Source organism: Dyadobacter jiangsuensis, assembly GCF_003014695.1.
In the GTDB taxonomy this organism is placed as follows: Bacteria; Bacteroidota; Bacteroidia; order Cytophagales; family Spirosomataceae; genus Dyadobacter; species Dyadobacter jiangsuensis.
In genome coordinates this window covers 130,881-149,492 of sequence record NZ_PYAS01000003.1, presented here as the reverse complement: position 1 = coordinate 149,492, position 18,612 = coordinate 130,881, and the positions used below count along the sequence as shown (strand labels likewise).

General features: G+C 51.3%; 14 protein-coding genes. 9 read left to right on the top strand and 5 right to left on the bottom strand.

The genetic code is table 11. The annotated features are described in order from the left end of the window. Window positions 1–26 precede the first annotated feature (26 nt). The gene (locus tag CLV60_RS06705) at window positions 27–1,070 is read left to right on the top strand and encodes an FUSC family protein (RefSeq protein WP_106594607.1); all 1,044 of its coding nucleotides are present in this window, start codon (window positions 27–29) and stop codon (window positions 1,068–1,070) included. A 132-nt stretch (window positions 1,071–1,202) separates the two neighbouring features. Here CLV60_RS06705 and CLV60_RS06700 read toward each other — a convergent pair whose 3' ends face one another. Further along, entirely contained in the window at window positions 1,203–2,216 is a 1,014-nt protein-coding gene (locus CLV60_RS06700) for a sugar phosphate isomerase/epimerase family protein (RefSeq protein ID WP_106594606.1), read from the bottom strand. Window positions 2,217–2,240: 24 nt separating this feature from the next. After that, a complete protein-coding gene (locus CLV60_RS06695; RefSeq protein ID WP_106594944.1) occupies window positions 2,241–4,979 on the bottom strand; it encodes a PQQ-dependent sugar dehydrogenase in 2,739 nt (912 codons plus the stop codon). 180 nt (window positions 4,980–5,159) lie between these two features. On the opposite strand from CLV60_RS06695, the gene CLV60_RS06690 reads away from it, so the two are divergent. Then, window positions 5,160–5,924, top strand: coding sequence for an NUDIX hydrolase (locus CLV60_RS06690; RefSeq protein WP_106594605.1), 765 nt, complete (start codon window positions 5,160–5,162; stop codon window positions 5,922–5,924). A gap of 194 nt (window positions 5,925–6,118) precedes the next feature. On the opposite strand, the gene CLV60_RS06685 is transcribed toward CLV60_RS06690, so the two are convergent. Next, the gene (locus CLV60_RS06685; RefSeq protein ID WP_106594943.1) at window positions 6,119–6,361 is read right to left on the bottom strand and encodes a hypothetical protein; all 243 of its coding nucleotides are present in this window, start codon (window positions 6,359–6,361) and stop codon (window positions 6,119–6,121) included. A gap of 472 nt (window positions 6,362–6,833) precedes the next feature. Between CLV60_RS06685 and CLV60_RS06680 the strand changes: the two genes are divergently transcribed. From CLV60_RS06680 to dgoD, 4 genes are all read left to right on the top strand, one after another. Beyond that, complete coding sequence (locus CLV60_RS06680; RefSeq protein ID WP_106594604.1) at window positions 6,834–8,117, top strand: Gfo/Idh/MocA family protein; 1,284 nt, start codon at window positions 6,834–6,836, stop codon at window positions 8,115–8,117. A 53-nt stretch (window positions 8,118–8,170) separates the two neighbouring features. Continuing rightward, window positions 8,171–8,848: a hypothetical protein gene (locus tag CLV60_RS06675; RefSeq protein WP_106594603.1), complete on the top strand. Its 678-nt coding sequence runs from the start codon at window positions 8,171–8,173 to the stop codon at window positions 8,846–8,848. 161 nt (window positions 8,849–9,009) lie between these two features. Next, window positions 9,010–9,648, top strand: coding sequence for an START domain-containing protein (locus CLV60_RS06670; protein WP_106594602.1), 639 nt, complete (start codon window positions 9,010–9,012; stop codon window positions 9,646–9,648). A gap of 30 nt (window positions 9,649–9,678) precedes the next feature. Further along, a complete protein-coding gene (dgoD, locus tag CLV60_RS06665) occupies window positions 9,679–10,827 on the top strand; it encodes a galactonate dehydratase (RefSeq protein WP_106594601.1) in 1,149 nt (382 codons plus the stop codon). 94 nt (window positions 10,828–10,921) lie between these two features. On the opposite strand, the gene CLV60_RS06660 is transcribed toward dgoD, so the two are convergent. Beyond that, window positions 10,922–11,689 (bottom strand): phytanoyl-CoA dioxygenase family protein, encoded by a 768-nt coding sequence (locus CLV60_RS06660; RefSeq protein WP_106594600.1) that lies wholly within the window; start codon window positions 11,687–11,689, stop codon window positions 10,922–10,924. 261 nt (window positions 11,690–11,950) lie between these two features. Between CLV60_RS06660 and CLV60_RS06655 the strand changes: the two genes are divergently transcribed. Genes CLV60_RS06655 through CLV60_RS06645 form a run of 3 tightly spaced genes read left to right on the top strand, consistent with a single transcriptional unit; the run spans window position 11,951 to window position 17,563 of the window. Further along, entirely contained in the window at window positions 11,951–13,687 is a 1,737-nt protein-coding gene (locus tag CLV60_RS06655) for a sensor histidine kinase (RefSeq protein ID WP_106594599.1), read from the top strand. Then, window positions 13,684–14,436 carry a LytR/AlgR family response regulator transcription factor gene (locus CLV60_RS06650; protein ID WP_229210849.1) on the top strand — a complete coding sequence of 251 codons (753 nt, stop codon included), beginning with the start codon at window positions 13,684–13,686 and terminating at the stop codon, window positions 14,434–14,436. Before CLV60_RS06655 ends, CLV60_RS06650 begins: the two co-directional genes overlap by 4 nt. Window positions 14,437–14,464: 28 nt before the next feature. Next, window positions 14,465–17,563, top strand: a complete 3,099-nt coding sequence (locus CLV60_RS06645) for a T9SS type A sorting domain-containing protein (protein ID WP_106594597.1) — start codon at window positions 14,465–14,467, stop codon at window positions 17,561–17,563. On the opposite strand, the gene CLV60_RS06640 is transcribed toward CLV60_RS06645, so the two are convergent. Further along, a complete protein-coding gene (locus tag CLV60_RS06640) occupies window positions 17,560–18,609 on the bottom strand; it encodes a hypothetical protein (protein ID WP_106594596.1) in 1,050 nt (349 codons plus the stop codon). The genes CLV60_RS06645 and CLV60_RS06640 overlap by 4 nt on opposite strands. Between the last annotated feature and the right edge of the window lie 3 nt (window positions 18,610–18,612).

Here is an 18,612-nt window from a genome sequence, read left to right as displayed (position 1 = left end):
TCCTCAAAACTCCAACACACGCCAATATGATCAGACAAATATTCGAATTCAAGAAGACAGACCGCAAATGGCACATCCCCGTACTGGCGGGCCTGTGTGTGGGCATCCCGATCCTGGGCGGGTACTTCACGGGTACGATGGCGGGCGGAAAACTGGCATCGATGTCGGCGCTGGTGATCCTTTACGTGCACACTTTCAGCATATCGGGCGGGATGGTAACGCTCATGACCTGCTCGTTCGGCATGATGCTTTCATTTCTGGTAGGCGCAATTTTCGGGTTCAATCCGTACGTCGGCGCTTTGGCGCTGGGGCTGTTCGCGATGGGTGTTCACCTGGCGTTGTTCTACCTGAAAATGAACCGACCGCCCGGCAATTTCTTCTTTATCATGATTGCGTCCGTGGCACTGTGTATGCCCTTTGACTGGCAGAAAATCCCTGCCAATATCGGCTATATCGGTATCGGAACCGTTATTTCCTGCCTTTTGGGCCTGGGTTACACCTTGTTGGTAGTCAGGAACAATACCGACGCCCCGTCGCATTCGAAAAGCAAATATGTGAACCTGGTCGAATCGGCTACATTCGGGTTTATGGTCGGATTTTCGTTGCTGATCGCCCATTTGCTGAAACTGGAAAACCCTTATTGGGTTCCTACCTCGTGCGCGGCGGTGATGCAGGGCGCGAGTACCCAGCACGTGTGGCAAAGGGGCTTGCAGCGCGTGCTGGGTACATTAATCGGCCTTGGGGTGGCATGGATGCTGCTTTTAATGCACCCTACCCCGCTGATGATGTGCGTGAGCATCATCATTTTGCAGGTAATCGTTGAATTTCTCGTGGTCAGGAACTACGCGGTAGCAGCCATTTTCATCACGGTACTCACCATTTTCCTCGCCGAATCGGGCAGCAACCTGTCCGTAAGCCCCACCGGGCTCATTGCTGCCCGTTTCGTCGACATCCTGATCGGAAGCGTCATCGGCGGGCTCGGCGGCTGGATCCTGTACAACGAACACGTTCACTGGATGGCTACCCGGCAGATACGGAAAACGAAGATCGCTATTTTGAAAAGGAAGTAGTTTTGACGGCCGACCGCTGACCGCCGATCTTTTGCTGCAACAGTCCCGGATAGTCTTCGGACCACCCGAAAAAAATCCGTGGTCCATGGTCGGCGGTCAGCCGTCGGCGGTCAGCCGTCAGCCGCAGGCCCCCTACCCCAACTCCTCCAACACCTTCTCCAACAACGCCTTCGTCTGGCGGATGCCTTCGTCGTTGGTGGGCTTTGTCGTATCCCCGCCCATTTCGCGCATGAGCCCTCCTTCGTATTCAATGCCGACGATGCCATTGTTCCAGCCGGAATCTTTAATGATTTTGAAGATCTTGATGAAATCCGTCTCCGGATCATTGCCATTCGCGTCGAACTGGTGCGTTTTGGCGCTGATACCTCTGGCATAAGGCATCATTTTACGCACACCATCGTATTTATCGTGCTCTTTCACGCATTTGGTAGCCATAAAACCCTTGATATCCAGCGTTTCGGGCTTGCTTCTTTCCGCGCAGAAATTTCCAAAATCGGGCAATAATCCCTTGTTTGGCGCTTTCAGCTGTTTCATCACGCCTACCAGCCAGTCGGGATCGGTAGAAACGCCGAAGTGGTTCTCGACAATCACATTCAAACCGGCCTTACCGGCATATTCAAGCAGCTTGCCATAGCCATCGACAGCCGCGGTAGCAAGTTGCGCGGGCGTTCCTTCCTCCTTTTTGCCCGAAAGCATGGCCATCGCATCGCCCAGGTTAACGCGTATCGCCGAGCAACCCAGAAATTTGGCCGCATCCACCCAGGGATAATGCGCCTCGACGGCCTTCATACGTGCCGCATCGTCCAGGGCGGTCAGATTCTCGCCATCGACCATAATGAGGTGGTTTTTCATCCCAAGGTCATCGCAGCGCTTTTTCAATTCATTGAGGTAAGCCTGATCCTTCTGTTTGTTATTGAAAAAACCGGAGACATATTCCAATATCGTAATGTCGTAATCATTCTTCGCGCGGGCTGGGAAATCCATATTGGTCATCTTTCCGCTGAAAAGCTCGGACGCGAACGAAAATTCAGCCAGCGAGATGTCAAAACTAAATTTTGCGGCCATTAAAGTATCCATTGAAACAAGGCCCAAACCGGCGGAAGCAAACCCCAGCTGACCCAAAAATTGACGACGTGAATGATTCATGAGTAGATTAGTTAGAATGGGAAATCATTTTGAAACAAATGTGACCGAGAACGGGACAAACAAAGCCCCTTTGGCATTGTCGTTTTTAAAAACAAAATACAGATCACGGGCACCGCTTTGAGGAGAGATAGGTACGCGGAATGGCTTGGGTGGGGTTTTGGAGGAAAATGCGCTGGCATCGTCAGTGGGCGGTATCCATTCGGTTTTCCCGAGCAATGCACCGTCGGGCGAGCCGTCGTGTACTTCCACCATGCCGCCTTGCGCATTCAACTGGTCCTTCGGTGCGGCGACTACCATATCCAACGCGGTAATGTCGGTCAGATCCACACTTTTGAAAATAGCATGGGTATTAGGCTGTGTGACGATCAGCAGGTTATTCTCACCCATTTTGAAACGCATAATGTTCTTGGAAGCATCGTCGGCATTGCCGAAAAGTAGCGTGGGGTTCTTTAAAACGAGCGTTTTCTCCGTAGTCTGGGCGGGCATTCCGTTAGCTCCTTTGTCGGTGTAGCTGGCTATGAATTTGTAAATACCCTTGGCCGCATCGCCGCCCTCGGGGATCTTCGCAACCACCTCACCGGCCGGCGGCAGCATTTGCGTCGCTTGTTTTTCATTCGCAAGGCTTAGAATATACTTCACCATCTGCCCCGCCTCCGGCAAGCCGATCGACGGGTGGGCCGACATCGCCGTCTCGCCCCAAACGCCCGCGCCGCCTTTGATGATCTTGTCTGAAAGCGACGCCACCGCATTGGCATCGGCACGGTATTTGGCTGCAACGTCTTTAAATGCAGGGCCTATCGACTTTTTATCCGTGAAATGGCAGGCCTTGCAATCACTTTTTTCGATCAATGTCTTTCCGGCTGTGAAAGTAACCGGCGCTTCCTGATGCCCTCCCGCATTGGACGGTTGTTTATCCTCGGAATCCTGGTATGCGGCGGTAATCCTCACTTTCGAGGCAGCGATCGTATTTTTCTCCAAACTTCCATCCTCATGGTCCGACACACCGACTTTGTAATGAATAGGTTTGTCCGGGAAGAAAAATGTCTTGTTTCCGCCCGTAAGTTCCAGCGAAACCTGGGGCGGTTCATTGCCCGCCTGGACCGTCAGCGTTTGCGAATCTTTAAGGCCCTTGGAATCGGTCACTGTGAGCAAAACTTTGTAAATACCTTTCTTTTTGAATGTATATGCGGGGTTTGGCTCATTTAAAACTACCGGTGCGCCGCCGCTCGCCGACGTAATTTTCCATTGATATTGTAAGGAATCTCTATCAAAATCTTCGGTGCCCGCCGACGAGAACTGCGCCTGGAATGGCACCGCACCCGCCTTTTTATCGACTGACGCTACCACTGCCGGTTTACGGTTACCGCCATTGTATTCGATCCGCACCAGCTTCGACTCCGGATTACCCATAAACCAGCCCCGACCATATTCGAGGATGTACAAATCGCCATTCGGCCCGAACGCCATATCGATCGGATGTTCCAGTTTCAGGTTCGGCAGGAAGCGCTCCATTTTTACATAATCTCCTTTCGGACTGAGCGTTACAGCCATAATCCAGTCACGCATCCACTCGTAGATGAACAACTTCTTGTCATAATAGGCAGGAAACGCCCGCTTTGCTTCTTTGAACTGGTCTGCGTAATACACCGGCCCGGCCATAGCACTGCGCCCGCCCGAACCGAGCAATGGAAAGCGCTTCGTCTCCGCAGCAGTGTACCAGATCAGCGCCTTCTGTGCGGGAGGCAGCTCCGTCAGCCCCGTATTGTTCGGTGAGTTGTTGACCGGCTTTTCCGGGTTGAACTTCTCTCCTGACTGCTTCGTCTCGAAATTGAAGTCCCAGTAAGCCTTGTTATCGCCCACGAAATAGGGCCAGCCATAATTTCCCGCCTTTCGCGCCTGCCCGAACTCATCCTCCGCAGCGGGCCCCAAGCCGGTGGAATCCTTGCCCGCATCCGGCCCCACATCACCCCAGTACAGGTAGCCATTCTTTTTATCCACCGAAATGCGGTAGGGATTGCGGTGCCCCATCGTGTAAATCTCCGGCCTTGTTTTCGGATCATATGCCCCCGAAGCATTCTTCGGAAAGAGGTTACCTTGCGGGATTGTGTAGGTACCATCCGCCTCCGGGTGAATGCGAATGATCTTCCCGCGTAAATCGGCCGTATTCGCCGACGACTTTTGCGCGTCGAACGGGCTCCTTCCCGGCCGCTCGTCAATAGGCGCATACCCGTCCGATGCGCGCGGACTGGTATTGTCGCCGGTCGAGAGGTACAGGTTACCCTGCGCATCCCAGTCGATCGAGCCGCCGGTATGGCAGCAATTATCACGCTGCACGGGAATGCGCAGGATCACCTTTTTGGAAGCAAGGTCGAGCGCATTGCCTTTCAGTTCGTAACGTGCCAGGATGTTCTCAGGCGTGCTACCGGCGGGGGAATAGTAGAAGTATATCCAATGATTGCGGGCAAAATCGGGATCGATATTAACACCCAGCAGCCCATCCTCGGCCTCGGAATCATCGTTATACTTCGTGCTCACGGGTATGGTGGCGATCACCGTCGACTTTTTAGACACAGGACTGTACAACTTCACCGTACCGTGCCGCTCGATAAACAGCACGCGCTCATCGGGAAGTACCGTCAGTTCCAGTGGTTCGTTGAGGTTCTCCGTCAGGACGACCTTCCGGAACCGGTTTTCCTCCGGCACCTGCGCGTGAGCGAGTGTAGCGCAAAAGAGCAGGGAGAAAAGTGTAGAGGTTTTGTTCATGAAGCAGTTGTTGTTAATTAGGTTTGTTATGTTAAAAGCGTCAGCCTCGGCCGACAGTTGGTAATTATTTTCTAAAAAATTGAATTTTATCAATCCAAAATATGGATACAATGATAAAGAAAATTTTCTTTGTGTAAAATTTACGCATTGAAAATTTTTCTCATTGTCAGCTTATTACCGATGGAGCACAATTTGAAGGAGTTTTTTGACAAGGCATTGAAAGAGGTTTCACTCGACTGCACCGTGTTCGGGTTTCACGAGGGCGAGCTGAAAGTGCTATTGCTCCGCTGGAAAGGCACCGACGGGTGGAGCCTGCCAGGGGGGCATATCCTGCTCGACGAGTCGGCCGACGACGCCGCGAACCGCATTCTCACCCAACGCACGGGCCTGAGCGATGTGTACCTGCAACAGTTCCACACATTCGGAAATGTGAACCGCTATATATACCATCCTGAAAAAGAGCTGCTTGAAAAACTGGAAGCGACATTTGGAAAAGGCTTTTTCGATGGCATTATCTTCCGTCGGGTCGTTTCCATCGGCTATTTCGCCCTGGTGGAATTCGATCAGGTACAGCCTACGCCCGACTGGTTCACCGACGAATGCCGCTGGTGGTCGCTCGCCGAGGTTCCCAACCTCCTTTTCGACCACAACGAAATGATCGAACGCGCATTAAAGGCCCTCCGCCAGCGCGCCCGCAACTACCCGATCGGCTACAATCTGCTTCCCGAGAAATTCACCATGCCGGAACTTCAACGGCTATACGAAACCATCCTCGACCGGCAATTCGACCGACGCAATTTCCAGAAACTGATCATGAGCTACGACATCCTCGAACGCCTGGACGAAAAGCGCATCGGGGCCGCCAACAAATCGCCGTATTTGTATCGGTTTGTGAAAGAGAAATATGACGAGGCCGGGGCGACGGGGATTTCGTTTTCGATGTGAGTTTTTTTTTTTTGGAGAAAGGAGGATGGAGGAAAGGGCGGCCCGCGTAGGGCGGCCCGCGCAGGGACCAGCCAAATCCCGTTAGGGATGCAATATTGGTAGAACAGAATCCAAAAACTCCGTCCGCAAGTGCCGTAGGTACGCAACTCGATAAACGCCACTTCCTCCCAACTCCCCACGCGGGCCGCCCTTTCCTACCTACTGCCAATCTCCAACTTCTGAAAGAAAAACACCAACTCCCGGAACGAGAGAAAGATTTCGCCGATGCGGGGATTGCAACCTGCTTCTTTTTGAAATGCCATGTGGTCACTGTAAATGATCCAAAGGTCCTCGATCCACTCGGATGCGGTGCTTTGGCTTAATAGTTCTTTGACGCCCCGGCCATAGGCGAGGCAGATGGCTTCGTCGGACTCGACGTTTTTAATTGAAGCATTCATAATATGATTGATGGAAGTGTAATGCCTTGTCTTAGGTGTCCAAACGTTCATAGTGACGTTTAGGGGGCTTTCGCCTACCCTCACCATAACAAGGCAGTTCCTGAATTTCTTTAATACTATGTTTTTGGAATCCGCAAATTTGAAACATGCTTTAATTATTCCAAGGAGTCGAACGCAACGATGCACGAACGGCAACCAATGAATTATCAAGCGCCTGAAATTCCTCCATTTCTCTGTTGTTTCGTACCTACGGCACTCCCGAATATGCCCGCCATTTATCTTCTACCAATATTACGTCCCTAACGGGACTTGTTTTCCTCCCTACGCGGGCCGCCCTACGCGGGCCACCCCTTCCTCCTTCCTCCCTTTCCTCCCTTTCCTCCCTTTCCTCCCCTTCCTCCCTCCCACAAAAACCAGTAACATTCCCCCATCCCCACCTTTTAAAAACAACAACTTCCTAAACCAACCACCAATGACCCAATCTACTAACCGCCGCGATTTCCTAAAAACTGCCGGGCTTACGACACTCGGCCTTACGGTTTTACCCAATCTGATCACGCGTGCTACGCCGAGCGATCGGGTGCGTATAGCGCATATCGGCTTGGGCGGGATGGGGAATAACCATATGAAATGGTTTGCAGATCTGCCTGATGCAGAGATCGTAGCGCTTTGCGATGTGGATGAGCTGCATCTCGGCGAAACGAAGCAGCGGCTGGAAGCGATGAAACCGGGCATCAAGGTGGATACCTATGGCGATTTCCGCCGCATTCTCGAAAGAAAGGATATCGATGCCATTACCGTGGCGACGCCCGACCATTGGCACGCGCAGATAGCCACGCTGGCGTTTCAGGCGGGTAAGGATGTGTATGGCGAGAAGCCGCTATCCTATTGTTTGAAAGAGGGTAAAATGATGCTCAAACAGCTCGAAAAGCATGATCGTGTGTTCCAGATGGGCAATCAGATCCATGCGGGCGATAACTTCCACCGGGTGGTGGAGCTGATCCAGTCGGGGTCCATCGGCAAGGTGCATACGGTGCGGCTTTGGAAAAAACCGAGTACCAAAGAGCTCGGCTCGCCGACGGTCCAGCCGGTTCCCAAGACACTGAACTGGGATATGTGGCTTGGCCCCGCGCCATTTACCGAATATATCCCGGAGAAATGCCACTTCACTTACCGCTATTTTCTCGACTATTCGGGCGGTGAATTTGCGGATTTCTGGTGCCATATCGCCGATGTGATGTATTCGGCGATCCATCCGACGGGTTTAAGGAAAATCAACGCACGGGGTACTGCATACGCAGGCATCGCTGACGCGCCGAAAACGCTGGACGTGGATTATGAATTCGACGGCTTAAAAGTGTATTGGTCGTCCAACCCGCCCGACGTACCCGGCGCCGCCGACCGCGGCATCGGAGCATTCTTCGAGGGCGATAAAGGAACGCTTATCTGCGATTACAACACCCGCGAACTGACTATTAACGGCGAAAAAATGACCGATATCGCATCGGTACCGATTACCAACCCGCGCTCACCCGGGCATCAGCAGAACTTCATCGACTGCGTCAAATCCCGCAAACAGCCCGAATCCAACCTCGCCTATGCACGCGAGATGACCATCCCTATGCATTTGGGGTTGATTTCCTATCGATTGAAACGCGAACTGACCTGGAATGCCAAAAAGGAGAAGTTCAGCGGCGATAAGGAAGCGAACCGGCTGCTATCCCGCAAGCCGAGAAAAGAATGGGATTTGACCTGATGTAACCATAGTTAGCTTTTTTGTATATTCACAAGAAACAACCAGCTAACGCCATGAAACACATCTTGTTGACAACACTCATTGCCGGCAGTTTGCTGCCCGGCTGCAAGGATTCGCCCGCCCCAATGAGCGACGTGCCTGCCATTCGAAGCATTGCCTTCGAGGGCCTGCCCGATGAAAATGTGACTTTCGACGATGCCAATTCGGTGATTACCGTCAGAATGCCTGCGGTGCTGGAAGGTGGTTTGAAACCTGTTTTGAAACTCACGGAAGGAGCGGAGCCAATCGGCCTGCTTCCGGACGGGACGATTGATATTTCTGCTTTTTGCTATTGTAGTAAACCGGCGCAAGACGTCTTTTTCAGGATTGGTAACAAAACGAAAACCGCCACCTACCGGTTAAACATTGTTGCTACCGGCCTGCTTGCGCCGCAGGATGTTTATGAGGAAACAACTTTTTCGCTCAAAACCGGCGTCTTAAAACTGAGCCTGCCGGTTCAAAATCTCTACGACAACCACCGGATCGATCAAATTTCTTTCAAGGGTGAGGATGGCAAAAGCGGCGCCTGGGTGTATGCCGACGGTGCCTGCCTCACGGGTTGCCGTGGCGAAGAGCCCAATCGCATCGCTATTACATTGTATTCTCCCATTGACCGGGAACTCAAACCCGGAAAGTACCAAATAGAGATGAAGGGTTTGAAATTTCCGCAGAAATTGATTGTCGTGGAATAGCCGCTTCTGCCTTTCATATGATGATGAGTGCTCAGGATTGGCCCGAATATGCATTTATTTAATGCGTTAACAGGAATTTAATGCTTTTGGTAGGGGTTGTAGAAGTCTGGTTGTCATGCTTAAAATCAAGCTGTACGACCGATCCCTACTTCATCCAACAAATGCAGAAATTCATCCTATTGCTCGTTATCATTGGAACGTCCCTTTCCGCATCAGCCCAGGTCAAATGGAAGCTGATCGCCGAAGAGGAGCAAATCCGTATTTTTTCTTCCGCAGTACCTGAGTCTAAAATCAAAGCGATTAAAGTCGATTGCGTGGTGGACGCGTCACTTGCCCAAATGGTATCGCTCGTGCTGGATGTGGAGGCCGGGACGGAATGGGTTTACAAAACCAAGTCGTGCACGCTTGTCAGGCGGGTTTCTCCTACCGACCTGTATTATCATTCCGAAATAAGCCTGCCATGGCCGCTCGATAACCGCGATTTCGTGGCACATCTTGTGGCACGGCAAGATCCGGCCACCAAAGCCGTGACGATCGACGGTCCGGTAGTAGGCGGTATGGTACCTAAAAAGAAGAACGTGGTCAGGGTAAGCGATTCGAAAGGCCGGTGGGTACTTACACCGATCGCGGGCAAGGTACGTATCGAGTACATGCTGCATACGGACCCGGGCGGGTATCTCCCGGCCTGGGCAGTGAATGCATTTGCGGCGGAAGGGCCTATGGAGACATTTAAAAGTATGAAACAGCAGCTCAAATTGCCGAAATATAGGAATGCCTCCCTTACATTTATAGCCAATTAGCAGGGTTATACAATGTAAAAGAAAAATAGAATGAAAATCAGAAGTTACGAGCTGTTCCAGGTACCTCCCAGATGGTTGTTTTTGAAGATTGAAACCGATGAAGGCATTGTCGGATGGGGCGAGCCGGTAATCGAGGGCAAAGCTGCGACGGTAGCCGCCGCGGTGCACGAATTGATGGAAGCATTGATCGGCAAAGATCCCCTCGACATTGAAGGACACTGGAATACGATGTACCGCGGTGGTTTTTACCGCGGAGGACCGATTCTGATGAGCGCTATTGCCGGTATCGACCAGGCATTATGGGATATCAAAGGCAAGTTCTTCAATGCGCCCGTTTATCAACTGCTTGGCGGTAAATGCCGCGACAAGATCAAGGTATACTCATGGATCGGCGGCGACAGGCCGGATGAAGTGGCCGGAGCAGCGAAAGAATGCTTCGAGCGCGGTTTCAAGGCCATTAAAATGAATGCGACCAATGAAGTGCAATACATCGATTCTTTTGAAAAAATCGATCTCGCGGTGAAACGGGTGGCCTCCATCCGCGAGGCACTCGGCTACGGACTCGAAATCGGCGTAGATTTCCACGGACGGCTGCATAAACCGATGGCCAAAGTGCTCGCCAAAGAATTGGAGCCGTTCCGCCCGATGTTCATCGAGGAACCGGTATTGTCCGAAAACAATGAGGCATTACGTGAAATCGCCGCGCATACCTCCATCCCTATCGCAACCGGCGAGCGGATGTTCAGCCGCTGGGATTTCAAAAACCTGCTCATGGATGGGTATGTAGACATTATCCAGCCCGATCTATCCCACGCAGGCGGTATCACCGAATGCAAGAAAATACTTTCCATGGCAGAGGCATTCGACGTAGCTGCGGCACCGCATTGCCCGCTGGGCCCTATTGCGCTGGCGGCGTGTTTGCAGGTGGATGCCACTGCCCATAATGCGTTCATCCAGGAACAAAGCCTGGGCATCCACTACAACCAGGGCAGCGACCTGATGGATTACCTGAGCGACAGAACGGTGTTTGACTACAAGGACGGTTACGTCAATATCCCATCCGGTCCCGGCCTGGGCATTGAAATAGACGAAGAGCAGGTCCGGAGAATGGCCGCAATCGGCCACAACTGGAAAAACCCGCTCTGGTCGCACGAAGACGGCAGCGCTGCGGAGTGGTAGGAATTAGGGAAGAAAGGGAGGAAAGGGAGGAAGGAGGAAAGGACTCTCCATCCTCCCTTTCCTCCCTTTCCTCCCCTTCCTCCCTTTCCTCCCTCTAACCCAACGCTGCTTTAATAGCCCTCTCCACAGGCGAAGCGCCGTCCATAGATAAATCTTCCCGCAGCAACAACGGCGGCTGGGCCATGAATTTCGGTTTGGTACCGTGGTGTGCTTGCGCCGCGTGGACGATGAACGGATGACAGAGATAAACGGTGCCTGCCTTGCCGGTTGCGTATACGACCTCCCTTTCCGGCATGGCATCCAGCTTGCCCGCGATTTCCATAAATGAAAGCCCGGTTTCTCCTTCGTGTGCCAGCGCACGCGCCACATCCGCGTGCGACCCTGCACGTATACGCGTGGGCGCGTCATGCTCGCTGACGTCCGAGTGCAGGAAGAGCATCAGCAGTCCGCGACCCTTTGAATGGATATTCACACGCCAGTCGAGATAGTTGGCCGGGTCGTTGCCGGGAAAGCTGGCATCCACGTGCCAACCCGCGTCGCCGGGATCCTCGTTGGAGGGGAATCGTACGGGAAACGTGCCCATGCTGCGGCAAGGCAGCCATTTGCCGGCACCTACCAACTGATCGAAAGCGGCATGCAACGCGGGCGTGTTCGCCGATGTGATGAATGGTTCCTGGTGGTACATTCCGAGTCGGATTACAGGCTTCGTCCAGGTTGAGGGATCGTATCGGTCGAGACCGAGATCATTCCACAAAATATCCCTTACCTGTACCGCTATTTCGGCCGAAAACGCGTGGTCTATGCGAATGAAGCCATGAGTAATGAATTGATCTATCTGCTGAGAATTCAGTATTCCTTCCATGAGATTTCAATAATTAAGGATTGAAAAAATCGGGATAATAAAATCCTGGTCCCCGAAAACCGGGGACGATGTGCAACGGCTGCACGGGAAGGAGTGTCAGAGTGTTGGTGCGAATCTCATGGTTACAAATTTAGGCATTTTGCATTCTGTTTTGCCAGATATTGTCCCGAATTCAAATCAAAAAGCACCATATTCAGTTTTGGCCGGGTTGCTGTCGAGCGTGGTCGCGTATTTGCGGCAGAATCAGACCATTTCACAAATATGAAAAACCTAGCCGTGTTTCTCCTTTTGCTCGTTTCCGTGACCTGCGCGCGCGGACAATATGCCGCGAACAGCCTTCTCGCCATCAAGGAAATACACGATGGTGTCGTGTGTGACTCCTGCATTGTTACCATGGCGGGCAACATTACGGCCATGGCGGACAAAATTTCATTCCTCACACCCAACTATGACAACCAGTTTCTTTACACCGATGCCTCATTGACAAGAGAGCTTTCGACCGTCGATCCCTCCAAATTCTTCGTTTCCATGGGCCGGTTTTCGCTAGACTTTTATCCATTTGGCGAAGTACTGGCCCGGAAAGGGGAGCAAATTCCGTATATCGATTTCAAAGACCTGCAATTTCGAACGGCCACTAACGGGGTATTGAAAAATGACTGGACCGATGTGATGTCACTCAAAAATGACCCGGATTTTTACATTGGGCACGCGAGCGTCGATGTTCGTCACGAGATCAAGGATGTGGAAACGACGCCAGCCGAACATTATCACGCGGGAAAATTCGAGCTGCGGCTTGGCGATTCACTGAATGTTGCTTTCAGGAACAAAAACACTTTGGCCAATGTGTACCACTTCTCTGTCACCCGCGTACGAAGTGTGCCCGACTATTTCAATTTCGTCGAGTTTTCATCGGAAAAGAACTTTCAGGACATTCTGAATACCGAAATCAACAAAGTCAGGAAAGAACAGGGACCGCAGGCTAACCATTTCGAAATCGAAGGAGGGCATTCTGCTTTTCTACGGTTTTCGAATCATGACCAATACTATTTCTTTGGCAAAATGCCTCGCACCAGCGGTATTGAATATGCGATCGGAAAACCGGAAAACTGGCAGCGGCTGGGCGGCCAGGAGGATATTAAGTTTAGCCAGGGCTATTCCTACATTTACCTCGACAAGCCCGAGCCCGGCGAAACCGTAAAGGTATTCCTCCGGTACAGGCACCAGCCCGAGAGCATTCACCAGGTAACGATTGACGTCAAGCCGCTCCCTAAGCGTCCGGGGTGGATCGACGTGGCACAGCTGATATTGACCGTAATTATCCTCGCCCTACTAGCCATTTTCATCCAAAAACGACGCCACAAAAGGCAACTTGCACGCCTCGATCGCAAGAAAAACGAGATCGAAAACCAGCTTCAATTGCTCAGCGGCCAGTTGAACCCGCATTTTCTCTTCAATTCGCTGAATGCCGTGCAATCGCTGATCCGCCAGAACGCCCCGGAAGCGGCCAATCAATACATTACCGAAGTGGCTACTTTCATGCGTACGATCATGGACAACAGCCGTAAGGAGTTCGTTTCGCTCGCCGAGGAAATCGGTATCGAGGACAAGTATATCGCGTTGGAACAAAAACGAAAAGCATTTACGTACACCTTCCGGATCGAGTGCGGAAATGAGCTCTCTTCGATCGATTTCCCGCCACTTCTCTTGCAGCCCATTATCGAAAACAGCATCCGCCACGGGCTGGCCGAAACGGTAAGCAATCCTACACTGACGATTACGATCCGCTGTGACGCCACCGACCTCGTGGTCGCCATCGCCGACAACGGCATCGGATACGACCCATCGGCAAAAGTGCCGGGGCACGGCCTTTCACTAACCGGCAAACGCATTACGCTGATCAACGAAAAGCTGCCGGCGATGCGCATTGTCCTTCAAACCAAATCCAGCCCGGGCGCCGGGACTACCACCGAAATCAGACTTTTGAAATGGCTCTCATGAACCCCATCCGCTGCTTTATACTCGACGACGAGATCCAGGCGGTGCATAACCTGCGCCTCGCGCTGGAAATGCATTGCCCGCAGGTGGAAGTCGCGGGTTATGCGCATAACGTAGGCGACGCGTACGATTTTCTGACCAAAGAGCAAACCGATATCCTTTTCCTGGATATCCGTTTGCAGAATGAAACGGGTTTCGACTTGTTAAAACGGATCCATCATTTTCAGGGGAGCATCATTTTCACGACGGCCTACGACCTGTACGGTATTCAGGCCATTAAATTTTCGGCAACCGATTACCTGCTCAAACCGCTCGACCACCTGGAACTCATCGGGGCCGTCAGAAAAGCGGCCGACAAAAAGAAGGAACGCGACCAAAGCGCACAGATTTCGATGCTGATCCAGTCGTTTGAAAACCTGCCGGCTCAACGACAAAAAAAGATCGCATTGGCCGAGGCTAATGAAATTCATTATGTATTGATTGATGATATTATTTTCTGCAAGTCGGACAACAGTTATACGACCTTTTATTTAACAGGAAACAAAAATATAACCGTCAGCAAATCCATTTCAGAATACGAAAATATACTTGAATCGTACGGTTTTGTTAGGACCCATCAATCCTATTTGATTAACAAAAACAGGATCGTATCTTTCAGAAAGGAAGAAGGCGGATATTTACTGATGGAGGAAAATCACCAGGCCATTGTCAGTAAGCAGCGAAAACACCTTTTAAAGAAATTGTTTACCTAAATATTAAATCAAACATCAACAATTAGCCATGAAAAATCATCTCTACTTCCTGTATTTCCTGCTATTAAGTGCTGGCTGCTGTATTGCACAAAAGCAAATTACCCAATTCAATAACAGCGAAGACAAACAAGCCTTAAATCCGGTCTACTGGTCGCAGATCGGCAACAAGATGATCTTTTCGTCTTTTGCCCCCGCTACGGGAAATGAACTTTGGGTTTCGGAAGGTGCAAAGTCCAATACGAAGCTGCTGAAAGATATTACGCCGGGGTATCAGGGCACTTATCCTTCCGATTTCAGCCAATATGGTAACCTGGTTTATTTCGTTGTAAATGGATATGAAATCTGGAAAACCGATGGCACTCCTGCTGGTACGCAAAAGCTGCTGCATTCCGATAGTACACTGAATCTGAATATTGTTGCGGGAAAGCCGCTCGTCACGTTTCGAAATGTGCAAACCCAGCGGTACGTTTTCGCCTGGCTCGACGCAAATGGAAAAACCGATTTTCTGCGCGATGAAGCGACCACTTTCAAGTATGCGGGCGGAAATCTCTATTATGGCTCTTACGATTCGACGTCAAAAAAATGGACATTGAAAGTGCAGGACAGCGGATTACACACCCTGGCCAGCGAGTTGGGGCCAGCGCTGAACGATATTGTTGTGGAGCAACAAAACGGATATGAATACATAGCCGTCGACGCGGGCTATATTGAAAAGAAACTGGTAGTAGCCGCATCTAAACGGACTGAACCTGCCAAAACCTATCCATGGAATCGGGGTGCCGCACCGGTGATGCTGAGGGATAAGGCGGGATCACTTTTTTTAATTGATGACGCTATTTATTCCGGCAAAGACATCACATTGAAAATATTCAAAGTGATTGAAGGTCAGAATTGGGAAACAATAGCCGATGCGAAAACGAGCATGTTATATGCCGACACGCCAACGGGATCTACCGAAGGTCCATTCCATACCAATTTTATTATAGAAGGAGATCAGCTTACATTCACCTCAATTTTTGGATACGAAACCGTTCACACGGCATACCTGGGTGTATTTGATTTTAAAAAGAATACCAAACGTATTTCTGCACGCCTTCCGAAAGAGGTAACGGGACGCCAGGTAAAGCTTGCTTCGCAGTCGCGCGATGTATTTGAAATCCGGTACGGCTACAACAAATGCGTCTACAATATCGCTGAAAACAAACCCATTTCAGTGGAGCAACTCCCTTATCAGGTTCAGAAAGTGAAAGTTGGGAATACAGAATATGAACTCTCGGATAATGTGTATGCTGCTGGCAACACGCTCCGTTTGCCACTGATAAACCGCCGGACTGTTTACAGAGAAAACGCGCTCGCTTTCAGAACTGTCCTCAACAATAAGTTACTGTTCTGGACCTATGATGACCAGGACAAAGGAAAGCTTTGGGCAAGCGACGGCAAAACAACCTCCGAATTGTTGTCGTTCAGCGGCACAGTAATATCGTGGAGAATGAGCATCGATTCGCTCAGGGTTGGTAACCAGATCGTGTTTACCTCGACCAGTCAGCAGGGGGTCAGGATATTCAAAACAGATGGTACCGGGGCCGGAACCCGCGAGCTGTATCACTACCCTACCACCGATTGGGCCTACGTGGACAAGGTCCTCACCAACAACCGACTGGCTTCATTTGACCTGAACATGCCCGGGAAGAAGGTAACCCTTGTTACCGACCTGGAACAGGTTTGGGAAATCGATGATTCCCAATTCGCGCAACGGGAGTTTCGTGCCACTTCCAATGATCTTTTCATGATTCATTCGTCGGTCAAAAACGGATTCGGTTACAATACGGTTTACAAATTTGAGAACGGGGACCTGAAACTAATTGACCTGAACAAGGGTGGCGAAGACGCAATCGAGCATCAGATTTATGACAACCGGGTCTACTATATGCTCCGCAGCAGCGCCGGTCATCTCCATGATATTTGCTACACCGATATGGGTTCGGACAAGGTCAACCGGCTTTTCTCCGGCCCCATGAGTTACCTGCTCCGCCGTGGCGATTACCTCATTGCGGGCACCATGAGCGGACCGGATGTAAAAATCTACAAGGCCAGCACGGCAGAGCTGCTTGGCGAGTTCACAGATATACACCCTGTCGACGCCACGACATCCAATGCGGTGGGGCTTTGGGGCAATAGGGAGGCGGTAATCATACACAACGACCGCATTGTCAGCCAGAAATTTACAGAGGACATCGAACTTTCAATCCCGGTTCCCCAGGGAATTTTGATCAAGGTCAAAAGCAATGCGGGCAGCTCCTGGTACATCTATGAATTGAAACGCGGGCAGATCACCGAGCTTACCAAAGACCAGACGATCGATTTCACCAGCGCCGGAGCAGGAGATCAGCTGTTGTTCTACGGCGGTGGAAATGACCGGCACCAGGTTCTGTTGGATTTGGGCAAACAGAAACGGTTGGATTTTCCAGTCGGACTCCAGGTGGTTAAAACGATGTCTGGCGACCTCGCCGTAGCGTACGACATTTTCAAAAACACGGCTCCGGCCGTTTATGCGCTGGACGGAACCGCTCCGGTCAAAATGTACGACCTCACCAATTGGTATGACTCACCGTCCTTCGGTCAGGTAAATTATACGCCGTTCAGCACAACCACGAGGGGCTTCGAGCTTGCCAGGATCGATCGTGACTCATTATACCATTTCCCCGAAATCATCAAAGGCCCCGAAGGCGCCACAATTCACGAGGTTTTCCATTTCAAAGGCAGTGTGTATGCGACGGCATTAACGTACTCGAAAGGTTTGCAGGTGTGGAAAATGGACGAACTGAACCTCATTCCGGACGATGACGACGAACTGATGGTTACCCGCCCCGAAATCCCCGACCGCATAGGCAACCTGCCCGACAACATGCAATTGAATGTGTATCCGAATCCGGTGACCAGCGAACTTAACATCGATTTGAAAGAAGGCGGCGTGATACGCATCCTGGATCCGAGGGGTTACGAGCAGCTCAAAGTCACCGTCGGAAAAAGTAAGCAACTGGACATGAGGAACTTTCCCCCTGGTCAGTACATGATCATCTATTCCGGCGCCAACGGGCAATCCGTGAAGAAAGTCGTGAAATTCTAATGCTGCCCTTTCTTCCAGATGAAGCCGTCGATCACATAATGCGTGATTTGCGGCACGGCCAGCAGGGGTACAATCAATGCGAGCGCCGGCTTGCCTAATGCGACCGGAAATTGATGAAACAGAGAGAAGAGGTTCGGGTGCTCTTGCCAGACGGTCCAGTCCCACAAGCCTTCTTCGAACCAGGCCAGCAGAAAGATCAGCCCCAGGAAGAGCACGACCCCGTATTGCCCGAAGAAAAGCGGCAGCCACCTCCCCGATTCCGGGCGCGCCGATTCCTTTTGCCCGAATATCCAGATCAGCGCCATGTAGGGGATACCGTGACTGACGACGTTCAACAGCGTAAATGCGAGGTCGCCATTGAAATACACAATCCCAAAATACCACGATACCAGCGTGCCGGTAATCACGCCCACACGGGGAACGTTGATACTTCTGAAATGCAGCCAGTAGTGAACCTCTTTGAATACATAAACCACGAGCATAGCGCAGTACACGGCCGTGGCTACGTTCAGGGCTGGCCGGGAGGCAGTAATCAGGAATTCGTTTTCGACAAACCAGTTGAAATTACGACCGCCGTGCAGGTGCCAGTACAACAGCGGATAAATGGCCGCATAGTAAATCACGAACTGATCGACCTGCCGGTACCAGGCGGGCGTTTTTTCAAAACGGCTGTATAGCCGCATGAATCCATATTGCTGCCGCACAAAATGGTACACTGCCAGGTAAGCAAGCACCCGCCAGAACCACAGCCCGCTTAGTAAATAAATACCCGACCCGACCATCAGCGCCAGCACCGGTATGCCGATTAATAACGGCTTGAAACGGTTGTAGAGTTGCTTGTTCAGGTAGGTGCGGTAGAGCGTGCTATACACATGCGCGACATCGATGAGCAATATCAACACAACCCACCAGGCGTCGGGCATATGCGCATTGTTCTGGAAGATAGCGGGGAAACATACCACCACCGCCAGGCTCAGGAACGGCGGAGCGAGTATGAAAAAAATATCGGTTAGCGGCTTGCCCAGCCACGGCTGCGGTTTTTCCATGGC

Excerpts from the sequence above, each read along its gene's own strand:
- CLV60_RS06640 (WP_106594596.1), bottom strand. The coding sequence starts at position 18,609 with ATGGAAAAACCGCAGCCGTGGCTGGGCAAGCCGCTAACCGATATTTTT.
- CLV60_RS06660 (WP_106594600.1), bottom strand. The coding sequence starts at position 11,689 with ATGGAAGGAATACTGAATTCTCAGCAGATAGATCAATTCATTACTCAT.
- CLV60_RS06645 (WP_106594597.1), top strand. The coding sequence starts at position 14,465 with ATGAAAAATCATCTCTACTTCCTGTATTTCCTGCTATTAAGTGCTGGC.
- CLV60_RS06680 (WP_106594604.1), top strand. The coding sequence starts at position 6,834 with ATGACCCAATCTACTAACCGCCGCGATTTCCTAAAAACTGCCGGGCTT.
- CLV60_RS06685 (WP_106594943.1), bottom strand. The coding sequence starts at position 6,361 with ATGAATGCTTCAATTAAAAACGTCGAGTCCGACGAAGCCATCTGCCTC.
- CLV60_RS06690 (WP_106594605.1), top strand. The coding sequence starts at position 5,160 with ATGGAGCACAATTTGAAGGAGTTTTTTGACAAGGCATTGAAAGAGGTT.
- CLV60_RS06705 (WP_106594607.1), top strand. The coding sequence starts at position 27 with ATGATCAGACAAATATTCGAATTCAAGAAGACAGACCGCAAATGGCAC.
- dgoD (WP_106594601.1), top strand. The coding sequence starts at position 9,679 with ATGAAAATCAGAAGTTACGAGCTGTTCCAGGTACCTCCCAGATGGTTG.
- CLV60_RS06675 (WP_106594603.1), top strand. The coding sequence starts at position 8,171 with ATGAAACACATCTTGTTGACAACACTCATTGCCGGCAGTTTGCTGCCC.
- CLV60_RS06695 (WP_106594944.1), bottom strand. The coding sequence starts at position 4,979 with ATGAACAAAACCTCTACACTTTTCTCCCTGCTCTTTTGCGCTACACTC.
- CLV60_RS06670 (WP_106594602.1), top strand. The coding sequence starts at position 9,010 with ATGCAGAAATTCATCCTATTGCTCGTTATCATTGGAACGTCCCTTTCC.
- CLV60_RS06700 (WP_106594606.1), bottom strand. The coding sequence starts at position 2,216 with ATGAATCATTCACGTCGTCAATTTTTGGGTCAGCTGGGGTTTGCTTCC.
- CLV60_RS06650 (WP_229210849.1), top strand. The coding sequence starts at position 13,684 with ATGAACCCCATCCGCTGCTTTATACTCGACGACGAGATCCAGGCGGTG.
- CLV60_RS06655 (WP_106594599.1), top strand. The coding sequence starts at position 11,951 with ATGAAAAACCTAGCCGTGTTTCTCCTTTTGCTCGTTTCCGTGACCTGC.